At 41.0% G+C, this 14,439-nt stretch carries 13 protein-coding genes; 7 read left to right on the top strand and 6 right to left on the bottom strand.

Translation table 11 applies throughout. From position 1 onward, the window contains the following. Positions 1-3 precede the first annotated feature (3 nt). The 4 genes from PXH68_RS03915 (at position 4) to glgB (ending at position 5,776) form a co-directional block, all read left to right on the top strand. Positions 4-1,131 carry a glucose-1-phosphate adenylyltransferase gene (locus PXH68_RS03915; protein WP_248028071.1) on the top strand — a complete coding sequence of 376 codons (1,128 nt, stop codon included), beginning with the start codon at positions 4-6 and terminating at the stop codon, positions 1,129-1,131. A 12-nt stretch (positions 1,132-1,143) separates the two neighbouring features. Continuing rightward, on the top strand, positions 1,144-2,259 hold the full coding sequence (glgD, locus tag PXH68_RS03910) for a glucose-1-phosphate adenylyltransferase subunit GlgD (RefSeq protein WP_158454682.1): 1,116 nt from the start codon (positions 1,144-1,146) through the stop codon (positions 2,257-2,259). Between the two features lie 13 nt (positions 2,260-2,272). Beyond that, positions 2,273-3,718, top strand: a complete 1,446-nt coding sequence (gene glgA / locus PXH68_RS03905; RefSeq protein ID WP_248028073.1) for a glycogen synthase GlgA — start codon at positions 2,273-2,275, stop codon at positions 3,716-3,718. A gap of 201 nt (positions 3,719-3,919) precedes the next feature. After that, on the top strand, positions 3,920-5,776 hold the full coding sequence (gene glgB, locus PXH68_RS03900) for a 1,4-alpha-glucan branching protein GlgB (RefSeq protein ID WP_248028074.1): 1,857 nt from the start codon (positions 3,920-3,922) through the stop codon (positions 5,774-5,776). Between the two features lie 48 nt (positions 5,777-5,824). Here glgB and PXH68_RS03895 read toward each other — a convergent pair. After that, positions 5,825-7,170, bottom strand: a protein-coding gene (locus tag PXH68_RS03895) for an IS3 family transposase (RefSeq protein ID WP_316715493.1) whose coding sequence is annotated in 2 segments (ribosomal slippage) — positions 5,825-6,729 and positions 6,729-7,170 — 1,347 coding nt in all. Because the reading frame shifts where the segments join, the coding sequence is not laid out codon by codon here. A 76-nt stretch (positions 7,171-7,246) separates the two neighbouring features. Further along, on the bottom strand, positions 7,247-8,053 hold the full coding sequence (locus PXH68_RS03890) for an ABC transporter substrate-binding protein (protein WP_205030857.1): 807 nt from the start codon (positions 8,051-8,053) through the stop codon (positions 7,247-7,249). 285 nt (positions 8,054-8,338) lie between these two features. Between PXH68_RS03890 and PXH68_RS03885 the strand changes: the two genes are divergently transcribed. The 3 genes from PXH68_RS03885 to PXH68_RS03875 are packed head-to-tail and all read left to right on the top strand — an operon-like array spanning position 8,339 to position 11,319. After that, the gene (locus PXH68_RS03885) at positions 8,339-9,571 is read left to right on the top strand and encodes a hypothetical protein (RefSeq protein ID WP_248028862.1); all 1,233 of its coding nucleotides are present in this window, start codon (positions 8,339-8,341) and stop codon (positions 9,569-9,571) included. Further along, the gene (locus PXH68_RS03880; RefSeq protein ID WP_244228912.1) at positions 9,572-10,450 is read left to right on the top strand and encodes an ABC transporter ATP-binding protein; all 879 of its coding nucleotides are present in this window, start codon (positions 9,572-9,574) and stop codon (positions 10,448-10,450) included. It begins immediately after the preceding gene. Continuing rightward, on the top strand, positions 10,447-11,319 hold the full coding sequence (locus tag PXH68_RS03875; protein WP_248028863.1) for a hypothetical protein: 873 nt from the start codon (positions 10,447-10,449) through the stop codon (positions 11,317-11,319). The genes PXH68_RS03880 and PXH68_RS03875 overlap by 4 nt, the downstream gene beginning before the upstream one ends. Positions 11,320-11,423: 104 nt before the next feature. Here the strand turns inward: PXH68_RS03875 and PXH68_RS03870 are convergent, their stop codons facing one another. From PXH68_RS03870 to PXH68_RS03855, 4 genes are all read right to left on the bottom strand, one after another. Beyond that, on the bottom strand, positions 11,424-12,239 hold the full coding sequence (locus tag PXH68_RS03870; RefSeq protein WP_248028866.1) for a transporter substrate-binding domain-containing protein: 816 nt from the start codon (positions 12,237-12,239) through the stop codon (positions 11,424-11,426). A 222-nt stretch (positions 12,240-12,461) separates the two neighbouring features. Continuing rightward, positions 12,462-12,929, bottom strand: a complete 468-nt coding sequence (locus PXH68_RS03865; RefSeq protein ID WP_248028868.1) for an 8-oxo-dGTP diphosphatase — start codon at positions 12,927-12,929, stop codon at positions 12,462-12,464. A 12-nt stretch (positions 12,930-12,941) separates the two neighbouring features. Beyond that, positions 12,942-13,673 carry an elongation factor Tu gene (locus PXH68_RS03860; protein WP_248028869.1) on the bottom strand — a complete coding sequence of 244 codons (732 nt, stop codon included), beginning with the start codon at positions 13,671-13,673 and terminating at the stop codon, positions 12,942-12,944. Between the two features lie 256 nt (positions 13,674-13,929). Further along, positions 13,930-14,250 carry a hypothetical protein gene (locus tag PXH68_RS03855; RefSeq protein ID WP_248028870.1) on the bottom strand — a complete coding sequence of 107 codons (321 nt, stop codon included), beginning with the start codon at positions 14,248-14,250 and terminating at the stop codon, positions 13,930-13,932. Positions 14,251-14,439: the final 189 nt, after the last annotated feature.

The raw sequence follows: 14,439 nt of genomic DNA, 5'->3' as shown, positions 1-14,439 counted from the left end.
GACATGGCACAAAATAAATTATTAGCTATGATTCTTGCTGGTGGACGAGGTACTCGTCTAGAGGGTTTGACAAAGAAAGTAGCCAAACCTGCTGTCGCATTCGGTGGTAAATACCGCATCATCGACTTCCCACTCAGTAACTGTGCAAACTCTGGTATTGATATCGTTGGTGTCTTGACCCAGTATGAACCAGTTTTGCTCAACTCTTATGTTGCCCAATCCCAACGTTGGGGATTGGATGTACAGGGTTCTGGTGTCTTTGTCCTCCCACCGAGTGAAAAAATTGAAGGCTTTGGACTCTACAAGGGTACAGCTGATGCCATTACACAAAACATCGACTTTATCGATCTTCATGATCCTGAGTATGTCTTGATTCTCTCTGGTGACCACATCTACAAGATGAATTACGATAAACTCCTTGATACACACGTTCAAAATAAGGCGGATGCAACCATTGCAGTCATTGAAGTCCCAATCAAAGAAGCATCTCGGTTCGGCATTATGAACACGGATGAAAATTACCGCATTGAAGAATTCGAAGAAAAACCAGAAAATCCAAAGAGCAACCTAGCTTCAATGGGTATCTACATCTTCACTTGGAAGACGTTGAAAAAATACCTACAAGAAGACGACAAATTGGACACTTCTTCTCACGATTTCGGACATGATATCATTCCTAAATACTTAGCAGATGGTCGCAAGTTGATTGCTCATCCATTCCGTGGCTACTGGAAAGATGTGGGTACAGTCAACAGTCTTTGGGAATCCAACATGGACTTGATTGATCATGCAGGAGACCTAGATTTGTCAGACCGTACTTGGCGTATTTATTCAGAGGACAAGGGTTCTCCTGCTCAAGTAATTGGTTCTTCTGCTACTGTCAAATCAGCCTATATCGACAAGGGGGCAATTATTGATGGCTACGTAGAACACTCTGTGATTTCGACTGATGTTGAAGTTGAGCACGAAGCAGTTGTTAAAAACTCTGTTCTCCTTCCAGGTGCTGTCGTTGGTGAAGGCGCCTCTCTAGACTATGTCATCGTCGCAGAAAATGTCAAAATCGCTGCAGGCGTTACTCTAACTGGAACAGAAGACCAAATTCTCCTCATTGATAAGAATGTAACCAAGTAAGAAAGGAAGCTTATGTTAAGAAATACTCTCGGAATCGTCAATATCGAAGGAAACAATGTTCATTTTGGTGATGTCATGGACCACCGCGGCGTACAAGCTTTCGGTTTCTTGGGACGCTATCGTTTAATCGACTTCCCACTTTCAAACATGTCAAACTCTGGAATCACAGAATTCCAAGTCTATATGCCTGCAAAAATGCGGTCGACTATCCAGCACGTAGGAACTGGTAAGCACTACAATATCAACAGCAAACGTGGCTCACTTCGTCTTTTAAATAGTGCGACTGATCCAAATTCCGTTTACCAACACGATATCAATGCCTTTTCAGAAAATATTCACTACATTGAAAATTCAACCAAAGAGTACGTTCTCATTGCACCTTCTTACTTTATCTACAGCCAAGATTTTACAAAGGTAATGGATGAGCATCAGGCAACAGGAGCAGACATTACCGTCTTGTATAAAAATGTATCGGATGCCAAAGAAAACTTTATTGGTTGTCAAACCTTGAAATTCGGTGACGATAAACGAGTTATTGCCTTCGAAGAGAACCACGGCAAATACAAAAATCGTCCCGTATCACTTGAAGCCTATATCATGAAACGCACTACCTTTATCGAGTTGATTACACGTGCCAACAAGGTGTCTTCTCTCTATTGGCTCAAAGATATTCTCCGGGATATGGTGGACCAGTACAAGATAATGGGCTATGCACACCGTGACTTTGTTGCATGTATCAATACCGTTTCTTCTTACTTCAATACTCAGATTGAATTGATTGACCAAGACACGCGCAAACTCTTGTTTAAACACGATTGGCCAATCCACACACAAACAAGCGACAGTTCTCCAAGTCTTTATGGCCCACTCGCTGAAGTAAAACGTTGCTTGATTTCCAACGGTGCGAATATCAATGGTCAAGTCGAAAACTCTGTAATCGACCGGGATGTTGTCATCGAAGAAGGCGTTGTTGTCAAAAACTCCATCATCTTGAATGGTGTGACCATTAAGAGTGGCGCCAACATTGAGAATGCCATTATCGATAAATCAACTAAGATTATCCATCCAACAGATATCAAAGGAAGTACGACTTCACCTGCCTACTTAAAGGCTCACCAGATCATCTAGATAAGGAGTATCCATGACAAAAAAATCCGTTCTCTTTGTCGCATCTGAGGGACTGCCATTCATCAAAACAGGTGGCTTGGCCGATGTAATTGGTTCTCTACCAAAAGAGCTGGTTCATCAGGGCTTGGATGTTCGTGTCGTCCTTCCACTCTATAAAAAAATCGCCATCAATAACCATGCTGATTTCGATTATGTTTCTAGTTTTGATGTACGGGCTGGCGATATCCAATCAATGGCCAATGTCTATAGCCAGGTAGTTGACGGAGTAACCTTCTACTTCATCGAACACCGTGATTTCTTTGAACGGGATGAACTATATGGTTATGACGATGATGCCATGCGCTTTGGCTTCTTCCAGCATGCGACTTGTCGACTCTTGGAAGCCCTTCACTTCTTCCCAGATGTTATCCATAGCCATGACTGGCATGCTGCGGCTATCCCCTTCCTCTGCCGAACTTTCTATAGTTACCGCGAAGAATTCCGCCGCATCAAACACGTCTTTACCATCCATAATCTTGCCTTCCAAGGTATTTTCCATAAACAGGCCCTTTGGTCTGCTTTGGGAATGAATTATAGTTACTATCTCGATGGCATTGCTCGCTTCCATGATGATTGTATCAGCTTTATGAAGCTTGGTATCCTCTATGCAGATAAGGTGACAACTGTTTCTGAGACCTATGCTCGTGAAATCCTGACCGAAGAATTCGGTGAAAATATGCAGCATGTGCTAGAACTTCGGCGCCATGACCTCGTCGGCATTGTCAACGGTATTGATTACGATAGTTGGGACAGTCAAACAGATAAACTCTTGGTTGCGAACTATGGTCTCGCTAACCTTTCCGATAAGAAAAAGAACAAACTCGCACTCCAAGCTCAATTTGGCTTGCCACAAGACGAAAATGTCATCTTGGTCGGAATCGTATCACGCTTGACCTGGCAAAAAGGATTCTATCTATTAACAGAAGTTCTTGGCCATCTCCTTCAGGCTCAGGTGCAGTTTGTTATTCTAGGAAATGGTGAAACAGACATTGAAAATGCCTTCCATCACTTCAAGCATGCCTATCCTGAAAAATTTGCCTTCTACCGTGGCTACAATGAGCCTCTTGCTCATCAAATCTATGCAGCAAGCGACCTCTTCTTGATGCCGTCTATGTTTGAACCATGTGGAATCAGTCAGCTCATTTCCATGCACTACGGAACCCTACCTTTAGTTCGTGAGACAGGCGGTTTGGTTGACACTGTAACCCCATACCACATCGAAACCAAGGAAGGAACAGGCTTTAGTTTCGGAGGTAAGAACGCCTACGACATGAAACAAGTCTATGATTTTGCCCTTGAAACGTATTATACTCGTCCTGCCGATTGGGAAACTATGGTCAAAGAAGCCATGACAAGAGACTTTTCTTGGCAGGCTTCCGCCCAAAAATATATTTGGCTCTACGAGGAAATTACAGCCTAGAGAACCTCTAATCGTTCATTTGAAAAAAGACAAACCTTCAACAATCACACTGGTTGTTGGAGGTTTTTAGAAAAAGTATAGCTATTAGAGCATCCCTCTGAACTTTCAATTTCCAAATTCAAACAGGAAGTGGGATTCGTCTACTCACGCTTTCCCAAAATGACAAACTGCCAGCTAGACTGGTTTTGTGAAAGGAGATATATGACCAATTTTAGTGATTTCGACCTCTACCTCATGCAGTCAGGTGAGCATAGCTCCCTCCATGATAAATTCGGTGCCCATTTTGTCAAAAAAGGGAACAAGATCTTGGGGATCCAGTTTACAGTCTATGCCCCAAATGCTGCCCAGGTATTTGTCATTGGAGATTTTAATGACTGGCAACGGACCCACCAGATGGAAAATCAGGGCCAAGGAATTTTCGGTCTCTACGTCCCAGATATCAAGTCCTTGGTATCCTATAAGTATCTATTGGTCACCCACCAGGGATGGGAACTATACAAGGCCGACCCTTTTGCGCGTTTTAGTCAACTGCGGCCAGATACTGCTTCCTTAACCTACAACAGCCGCTATAAATTTAAAGATGATGTCTGGATGTATGAGCGCGTTGATTACAACTTCAAAGAAGCACCCGTCTCCATCTACGAGGTTCATTTAGGTTCATGGAAACAGAAATTTGCAAATAAAAACGAATCTGGGGCACCTGCAGAAGCCTTTTATTCCTACAAGGAAATCGCTCCGCTCTTGATTGACTATGTCAAAGAGAACGGCTATACCCATATCGAACTCATGCCTGTCTTGGAACATCCACTTGATGCATCTTGGGGCTACCAGGTAACTGGCTATTTCAGTCCAACCAGTCGCTACGGAAAGCCTGATGAACTCAAATACTTGGTGGATCAATGTCATCAAGCTGGTATTGGTGTGATTCTAGACTGGGTTCCTCTACATTTCTGTAAGGATGCTCACGGCCTCTACCAGTTTGATGGCAGCTGGTTGTATGAATACCCAGAGGAACACGACCGTGAAAACCGTCAGTGGGGAACTGCCAATTTTGACTTAGGCAAGGGATTCACACGCTCCTTCCTCCTTTCCAATATCAAATATTGGCTCAAGGAGTTCCATTTTGATGGAATCCGTGTCGATGCCCTCTCCTACTTACTCTACTGGCGTGGAGAAACAGAAGAAAGTAAAATCAACCATTCCGCTGTTGAATTTATCAAAAGGGTCAATGCCCTCGTCCATCAAGAATTCAAGGGTGTTCTCATGATTGCTGAAGACTCATCCAGCTATCCGAGAGTTACTCATCCACTCGACCAAGGTGGTATCGGATTCGATATGAAATGGGACCTGGGTTGGATGAACGATACCCTAAAATTCATGGAGCGACCATCTATCTACCGCAAGCACCATTCTAATGAATTGACCTTCGGTATGTACTACAACCAAACCGAGCAATTCCTCTTGCCACTGTCACACGATGAGGTGGTCCACGGAAAACTCTCCATCGTTGACAAGATGGATGGCAACTATGAAGATAAGTTCCACCTTGCCCGTGCCTATTACAGCTATTATTTTGCTCATCCAGGTAAAAAATTGCTCTTTATGGGCAATGAATGGGGCCATATCCGTGAATGGCATGAGTACACAGAAATGGACTGGACCTTGTTAAACTTCCCTGTTCACCAGTCCTTCCACCAGATGATGAAGGAACTAGCAACTTTCTATCGAAAACACGATGCCTTCTGGAAATACGACTACAAGGCTTATGAAAAAGGCTTCAACTGGGTTAAGATTGATCCTGAAGCCAATCTCTATGCTTTTTCTCGGACTAGTGATGAGCAAGAGATTCTAGTTGTCAATAATTTTAATGACCAAGACCTTTATGATGTTCAGCTTGATCTGCCTGCTGATAGAGAATACAAACTTGTCTTCTCATCTAACGCTCTTCCAATCGAGCCATTTACCATCTATCCGGACCAAACTGGTGTTAAGTTGACCATTCCTCGTTTGACAACCTATTACTTGCAAGCCAAAGTAGCTCCTTTGACTGACAAATAAAAATAAAAAAACTTGCATTGAACTGCCCCCAAAAAGTTGGACAAATAATTATTGAAAGGATTTAGTTCTGTATTGGACAGGACTAAGTCCTTTTAATTTTGCTTTTATTCGTTTGTTGTTGTAGTAAAAAATATAATCTGTAATAGCTTCTTCAAGCTCATCAAGTGATTGATAAGATGTCTCGAGTCCATAAAACATTTCAGATTTGAGAATGCCAAAGAAAGACTCCATCATCCCATTATCTGGGCTATTCCCTTTGCGGGACATGGATGGTCGAATGCCTTTGGTTTCCAAAAAGTAATGGTAAGACTGGTGCTGGTATTGCCAACCTTGATCGCTGTGGAGAATAGTCCCACTGTATAAATCTGCTGGAAAAGCCTTCGCAAGCATGGTTTGAACCTGTTTCAAGTCAGGTGACCGAGACAGGGTAAAATCAATAATCTCACTATTATAGCCGTCAAGAACAGGCGATAAGTAGAGTTTCCCTTCAGGCAAAGCAAACTCCGTCACATCGGTATAACATTTTTCATAAGGCTTAGATCCCTCAAACTGACGTTTAATCAGATTATCAGCCTTCTTACCCAACTCACCTTTGTAAGAAGCATACTTGCGCTTACGACGAATACGAGCCGCTAAGCCCATGACTGTCATCAAGCGCTGCACCTTTTTGTGGTTGATGAAGAAACCTCGATTTCTGAGTTCTAAATAAATCCGACGATAGCCGTAATTACCTTTATGGTCATCATAAATGGCTTGAATTTCAGCCTTAATGGCTTTGTTCTTGTCGGGTTTCTCCAGTTGCTTGACTTGATAATAATAAGTTGAGCGAGGCATTTTAGCTGTCGCAAGTAGGAGGTCTAGTCGGAATCCTCCTTGGACCATATCTCTAATTGTTTCTGCTGTTCGCGCACTAGTGTTTCGTCCCTCAAGCGAAGTTCTCTCAACTTTTTTAGGAAGGCCACCTCAGTTCGAAGACGTTCATTTTCCTCTTGAAGGCGCTCTAATTCCGTCATCTCTTCCCAGGTTTTCTTGCGTTTACGTCCCATCTTGCTCGGTCTCCCTCTTGGTTTTTCAAGAATAGTATACCCGTTTTTCTTGTATTGTGCTATCCAATTGGGAAGCATTCCTCGATTTGGCAAGGCATAATCAAGGGAAACTGAGAGTTGAGAGCACCCATGAATCAAGACCTTATCCATTATTTCTTGCTTTAATTCAGGTGAATAATACCTATTTTTACCTTTTTCAACGCTTTCCACGCCATATCGATCCATGAGTTTTATCATGTATGTGAGATTGGCAATAGTGACCTTGTATATCTGGCTAAGGTTGACCCACGACACGCCACTCTTTCTCAGCTCATATATTTCTAGTTTATCTTCATAACTTAATTTCATAAGAAAAACACCCCAATCGTTAGATTTTGTGTCTAACTTTTGGGGTGCAGTTCACATGGCAAGTTTTTTTATTTTGTTATTCTGAAACGGTGTAGGTTGCTGCTTCTTCTAAGAAGGTTTCAAACTCGCCTGAAGCAACGACTTCTTTGATAACCGCATCAATAGCTGCTTTCAAATCATCACTTCCTTTTGGCATAGCAATAACTTTTGAGTTCTCATCCGTTGTTGGGAAACTGATATTAGCAACCGCAAGATCAGAGTTCTGTGAAACATAACCAGCTGCAACAGGAGAGTCCATCAAAACTGCTTCTACTTGACCTGATTTCAATTCATTGACCGCTTCACCCATTAAAGTTAAAGATACGATATTTGCCATGCTCATCTCAGCTTTGGCATAGGTTTCCTGAGTTGAACCTTTTTGTACCGCAAGGTTTTTACCTGATAAAGCATCTAGACTAGTATAGCTGTCCAAGTTTGATTGTTGAATCAACAAGACATCTTCGATTTGATAGTAGCTTTCAGAGAAATCGAAAACCTGAGCTCTTTCTTCTGAATAAGAAAGACCTGCAATGGCAATATCTGCCTTGCCTGATTGTACACTTGACAAGACATTGTCAAAACTCATAGATGAGATTTCAAGTTCAACACCCAACTCATCAGCGATTTTTTGAGCCAAGAGAATATCTGCTCCCACCACTTGGTTTTTTCCATCTACCAATGTTTGGAATTCAAATGGTGCATAGTCTGGGCTGGTTGCAACTACCAAGGTCCCTTTTTCTTGAATTTTTTCAAGAGTTGTTTGACTAGAATCAGTCGATGAAGAGCAAGCTGCCAAACTAAAACCTGCTACCAATGTAGTAGCTGCAAGTAAAAATTTTTTAATTCCCATATTATCATAATCCTTTGTTTCTTTTTCTTCCCCCCTAGATCCAATCTCTTAGGGATGAGTCTATTGTAAATGAATTTTATTCACTTGTCAACAAATTTGTTGTATTTTTATTCAATTCTTTTGCATATTTTTGCAAATATTCAAGTTTTTCTGGATAAAAACCTGCAAAATTGCTTACTTTCTTCTTACTTTTTAGCTTTCTCTAGTAGAATTTCTTGCATAGAAAATTAGTATATTATATAATATACTTGCAAATACAAAAAAATATAAGGAGAAGACATGCTAGAAATCGAACTCAAACAATTCTTTAGACAGAAAAAACTTGTTTTCCTCCTGTTTCTTCTAGGCGCTCTGCTTTTGGGCCAATCCCTTTATTTCTCCTACAACCATCAGGTAGCAAAAGAAGAAAAGGTTCAATACTACCAGCAATTCCTTTCCAGATTCGAGCATCTTGGGGATGAAATCGAGGCAGCCTACCAACAAGAGCTAATTGATGAGGCTAGCTATCAAGAGGAAAAAGAGTTTATTGAGGGCTATTTAGATACCTACAAAATGGAACTGGAAGCAGTTGAAAAGGAAGATTGGAATTATTTTTACACGAAAAATATTCAGAATCTCTTGAGAGATGGTGCTTATGTCTCCACGACCTATGATAGTTATGATATTCCTAGCCAGACGATTGAAAATACTGTCGCAGTTTCCCGCTATCTAAAAGAGCACCAACTACCTACTGCCTTTCCTGTCAATTATTTCCTGACCGAATTTGATCAGTTTGAGACCGAGGCTGACAGGGAATTGATCTATCGTCTGGGCAAGCAGGCTCTAAAAGGTACCAGTCATCAGATTTGGTTTAGCCTAAAAGGTTGGGGAATTCTCTACCTACTTCCACTTTTTCTTCTGCTCTTTGCTGATTTTTATACAAAAGATCAAACAGGGCTCAATCGGCAACGGCGCTTCCTAAAAACTGTGGGCTTGTCACCTCGAACCATCATTAGTCACAAGACCCTTGCCTTTCTTGGACTCTTCCTTTTCTCTTATATAACTGTTTATACTCTTCACTATTCAATCATTTTTCTGGTAAATGGCGCCTCTAGCTGGTCCTACCCTATCACTCACTATATCTCAAATGGAATCGATAACTTTGTCCCTCATTCCCAGGTGGAGCTAATCATCAAGCCGATTTATCAGGCAGTTTTGATCAGTTTTGGGCTGGAACTTCTCTATCTCTTTTTAATCCTCGGTTTGGCTCAATTGGTGACACATGTGACAAAAAGTCCCTTGTCTGGCTGTCTATTGACCTTGGTTTTTTCCCTCGGAGGATCTTGGATCCAGCATCCTTTAAATCCTTTTGCCCTTTGGAATGCTGGCGCTATCGCAGATGGCAGCCTGCTGGTTCATACCAATAACCAGCAATTCTCCTTCTCCCATGCCTACCTTGTTCTTTCTGTCGCAAGTTGCTTGGTCTATGGACTACTCTATTTCAGTCTCACTCACGATACTAGGGAGGTTTAAATGATGAAATTAGCCATTCACAATCTATCAAAAACCTATGGAAAACGTAGCATTCTAGATCAATTGTCTCTAGAAATTGACCGACCAGGAATTTGGGCGCTTATCGGTCCAAACGGGGCAGGAAAAACAACCTTATTGGACTGCATCGCCAACCTCCAAACACCCGACCAAGGTAGCATTGACATTCTGGGACTGCCAAATACCGATCGAAAAATCTATCAAAAGTTTGCTTATTTACAAGACAACCGCATTCTCTACCCTGAATTAACCGGCTTAGAGCATTTAAAATTCGTGCAAAAGGCACAAGGCTTGGATAAAGAACGAACTGCACAGGTCATTGAAGAAATCGGAATTGCAGACTATGTCCATCGACCTGTCAAATCCTACTCACTTGGTATGAAGCAACACCTCTTGCTAGCTCTTGGAATCATGATTGAGCCTGAACTGATCCTCTTGGATGAACCACTCAATGGACTCGACCCAGCCAGCTATATCCAAACCCGGAATTTACTGCTAAAAATGGCAAAAAATGGATCAACAATCATCGTCTCCTCACATCACCTCAACGAAGTGGATCAACTGACTGACCAGCTCCTTTTTTTGAAAAATGGTAAATTAATCGAACGAAGCTTATCGACAGTAGGGCAGGTTTATCAAATTGATACTAGTGACAATCAGTTAGCTTTTCAAGCTCTTTCAAAGACTTTTCCCCTCTATCTGAAAGACAATCTGATACAAATCGATAGTCATGAAGTCAGTCTTGATCAGGTGATGCGGGCCCTGACAAGTCTCCCAATCCAATTACTCTCTATCCATCCTGTTCAAGGTCAAGCTGAGCGGCTCTATACAGAAATTTTCGGAGAGGAGAAAAAAGAATGAGCTTGTTTCCGTTTTTTCTACGACGTTTGCTGCGTCACCATATCCTGCTAATCTCCTTCTTAGCCATCAGTGGACTCGTTTTTGGGCTATCTTATCGCACCCTTTTTCAAGCCGACCAGTTGGCTCAGGAAGAACGACAAGAACTTATCCGTCTAAACAAGGAAAGTAGCCAAGCCCTCTTGCCAGAAAATCGAGCGAAGAAAGATTGGACAGCTGAGATGGAAAATCACTACCGAACAGTGATGCAATTATCTGCATACTACCTAGAAAAAGAACACCTGGAAGGAAAAAGTCAAACGGTAGTCCGCCTACAATTGGAACTTTACAGGCAACTACTGACTTGGAAACAAGCAGGACAGCAAGTATACGGTTTTACCCTGAACCAACTTCAGGAAGAAACCTTCCGTCTCGGCGAACTGATCAGCAGGAACAAAATCCATCGTTATCAGAAAGCTCCCAAAGATTTCTACTTGTTATTAAGCAATCTCTTTCCATTTCTTTTTTACGTATTCCCCTTGCTGCTTATTGCTCATGCTCTTTGGTTGGTCATTTCCGACCGCAAACACCACCGCAGTTTTTTAATCATGAATCAAATTAGCCCGGCTTCCTACTCTACCCATCTCAGTTTGACCTGCTTGGTCCTAGGACTGGCTTGGTTCACTTGCTTATTGATAAGCTTATATATTTCTTCTCGTCTATTTTCCTTTAGCTTCCAACTGGACTATCCCATACTACAACCAGGCTTAACCAGCCAGCCTGTTTGGAAACAATTGATGGTATTCTCAGGATATTTCTTTGGAATCTTGTTCAGCTCGACTTTGATAATCAAACTAGTGGCACAATGGCTACTTCATTCAAGAAAAAGCTAAGCTTCAGACCTCCCCTTCTACCACTCTAAAATTATCATTCTATCATCAAAAAACTCCTAGAATTCTAGGAGTTTCACTGTTTATTGAACGCTTAGAGCTAAGATTTATTGCTGAATAGAAAGATCATATGCTTCTTGAACAAATTGATCCATTTTACCAGATTCAACTAAGTCCTTCACAACGGTATCAATTTTTTCCTTCAAGGCTTCACTTCCTTTTGGTATGGCAATAGCGTAGGCATCTGAATAGCTGCTTGTTACTTCGACATCAAGAAGCATTAAGTCATCATTTTTGGCAACATAGGCCATAGCAATTGGTTCTTCAAATACGACCGCATCTAATTGTTGCGACTTGAGCTGATTGACCAGCTCACCATTTGACGTTAGAGAGACGATGGTAGCTGAAGTAAATTTCTCTTTGGCTATTTGCTCTTGAATGGAACCTTTTTGTGTCCCAAAGCTGGCTGTTGCTAAGGAATCAAGATCGGTAAATTCATTCACATCCGCCTTGTTGATGATAATTTTATTTGTCGAGGTGTAATAAGGGAGAGAGAAGTCGAATACCTTTGCCCGTTCCTCAGTGGCTGATATTCCAGAAATCGCAATATCTGCTTTACCGTTTTGAACACTGGTTAAGACATTATCAAAACTCATTGCTGAAAATTCAACTTCCACACCCAGTTCCTCACCGATAATCTTTGCTAGTTCGATATCTGCTCCAACCAAGGTATCTTTTCCATCCACCAAGGTCTTAAATTCAAAAGGTGCAAATTCAGGACTCAAGGCCACAACCAGACTGCCTTTTTCCTCAATTTTTGACAGAGATGTGTCCTCAGTATCAGTTGCAGAACTCCCACAAGCTACCAAGGTCATAGCAGCTACTGCTGTAAAACTTGCCATTACAATCTTTTTCAAATTCATACTTATTCTCCTTCCATTCAAAAACGTATATTTATACTGATTTTATTTGATAGCCCATCGGGCTTCAAAACCTATAATACCCACATTTTTCAACCATTCTCATCAAAAGATGTTCTCAGTATAATTTATTTTTATACATTTGTCAACAAGAAAGTGAATTTTTATTCATTTTCTTGTATTTTTTGAAAAAAATAAAAAAGAAACCGGTTTGAAACCTGTTTCTTAACGATAATTCTTATCCCATTCACCCTCAGAATCTTTTTCCGTATAAAAAAATTCCGACAAATCAGGGCTATCCATGACTTTGAGGACTTCAAGCAGGTCATAGGCTAGGTCCATGTTTGCCAGCTCTGCCTTGTCCACCCACAAAACCTCACCTTCTTCTGAGGAGCGAATCTGCCCAGAAAAGTCAGTCGCCTTGTAGAGCAAGACCATGTAGCGATGGCCATCCTGATCAGGCCAATGCTTAATACCAACTAGACGGGCCTTGTGAATGACCAAGCCAGTTTCTTCCTGAACCTCACGGACCACTGAATCGTGGAAATTTTCGCCTTCTTCAACGTGACCTCCGGGAAAGGCAGCTCCCGACCAGCGATAGCGCTTGGGATCACGAATTTGTACAAGGACCTTGCCATTCTTATCCTCAATCAGGCACATATTGGTCAGGGTAACGGTTTGTTTGCGGGACATGGGGACCTCTTTCTATATTTCTAGTTGAAACCAAGTTAATAAATCAACTGGCCTCCCTTGATTGTGCCAAGTATGATAGGAGAAAAAAACATCTTCTACTGTTCCAAATCGTTCGACAAGAAGGTCGATTGATAGGAAACTACGCCAGTATTCGTAAAAAATGGAGGCATAATCTCTCTCAGAGGTTGCTTGACCAAATTGAGACAAGGGACAATTATCATTTTTTGTTTGAAAAAGATTAACTAGCTGCTGATTGATTTGTTTTTCCCTCATAAATTCTTCATCAGTAAGAAAATAACGACGACTGATATATTCTACCATACCTTCTTCAAACCACATAGTTTCTTCTTCATAGTCCAAAAACTGTTCACTCTGATGAGCCAATTCATGTCCAATAATTTGTAGCAAATGGTTATCTGATAGAGAATGATAATGGGCTACAATTTCTTGTGTATCTTCAGTAGAATAATTCTCTATTTGTTTAAGATAGATGTCCTTCCAAACTTCCAAATCCGGTGTCATCACCATACGAATATCATTTGTATAAGCTGGGATAGGGCATTCTCGGATGAAGCCAGTTGCAGCCTCATCATCAGCCCAGATGATTGCCTGAGGCAATTCTTCAACCTGAAACTGGTCTTGTAAGTAGGTAATATAGTTTTGTAGGATGTTTTGATGAGAGGCAACAAAATACTCGTAATCTTTTAATTGAGTCTCATCTGTCACTAAAAATAGATTCTTCATCGAACTCCTCCAATCTTTCTTGCTCTATTGTAACAAAAAAAGCCAGGGTAGACTAGCCTTGATTCATGCCGAATACGTGAATAAATGCATGTAACATTTTTTGCTACACGCATCTATTCAAAATATTTTCACAAAATTACAGCCAAAGGTACATAAAATTTTGCTAGTAAAGACATGATATAGTCCTATGAAGTACCTTTCAGACAAGGAACTGAGATGTTAACACAAACCTAACAACATTAGTAGCTAATTGAACTTAAAAGCCAATAGGACTATGAATGTCTCTCAATAACTCCGGTGCATTTGCTAAGTCAGAAATATCCGAAAAATCTTTCTGTGCTTGTTCAGAAAGAACAATTCCACCAGGCATCAACTCTCGACAAAAGTAATCATAAAAATAACGAATCTTCAAATTAAAGGCAACGCCATTAATACTCTCATTATTAACTTCCGACTTTATCTTATCTAGCAAATGATATGCACGTGAATAGGTAACCTGTGACAGTCCCATCTCGCGAAAACTTGAATCAAAATTTGATACTGCTTCGCAAACCTTTTTTCTAAATTCAGAATTCATTTTAAATACCTCTATTCTCAATCAAATATATTAGGATTCTCAACTTGACAACACAATTTCCTTTGCGCATATTTTCTGGTTTATATTTGAAATTGTATTTTCGCCTACATAGCCATAAGGAACTAAGCCAACCTCTACTTTTAAAATCATTCCCTCATTCATAGTAGCAAGCAGGACCTTAATCTATTT

Origin of the sequence: Streptococcus sp. 29896 (assembly GCF_032594915.1) — a bacterium.
GTDB lineage: Bacteria > Bacillota > Bacilli > Lactobacillales > Streptococcaceae > Streptococcus > Streptococcus suivaginalis.
This window is presented reverse-complemented; position numbering and strand designations above follow the sequence as displayed.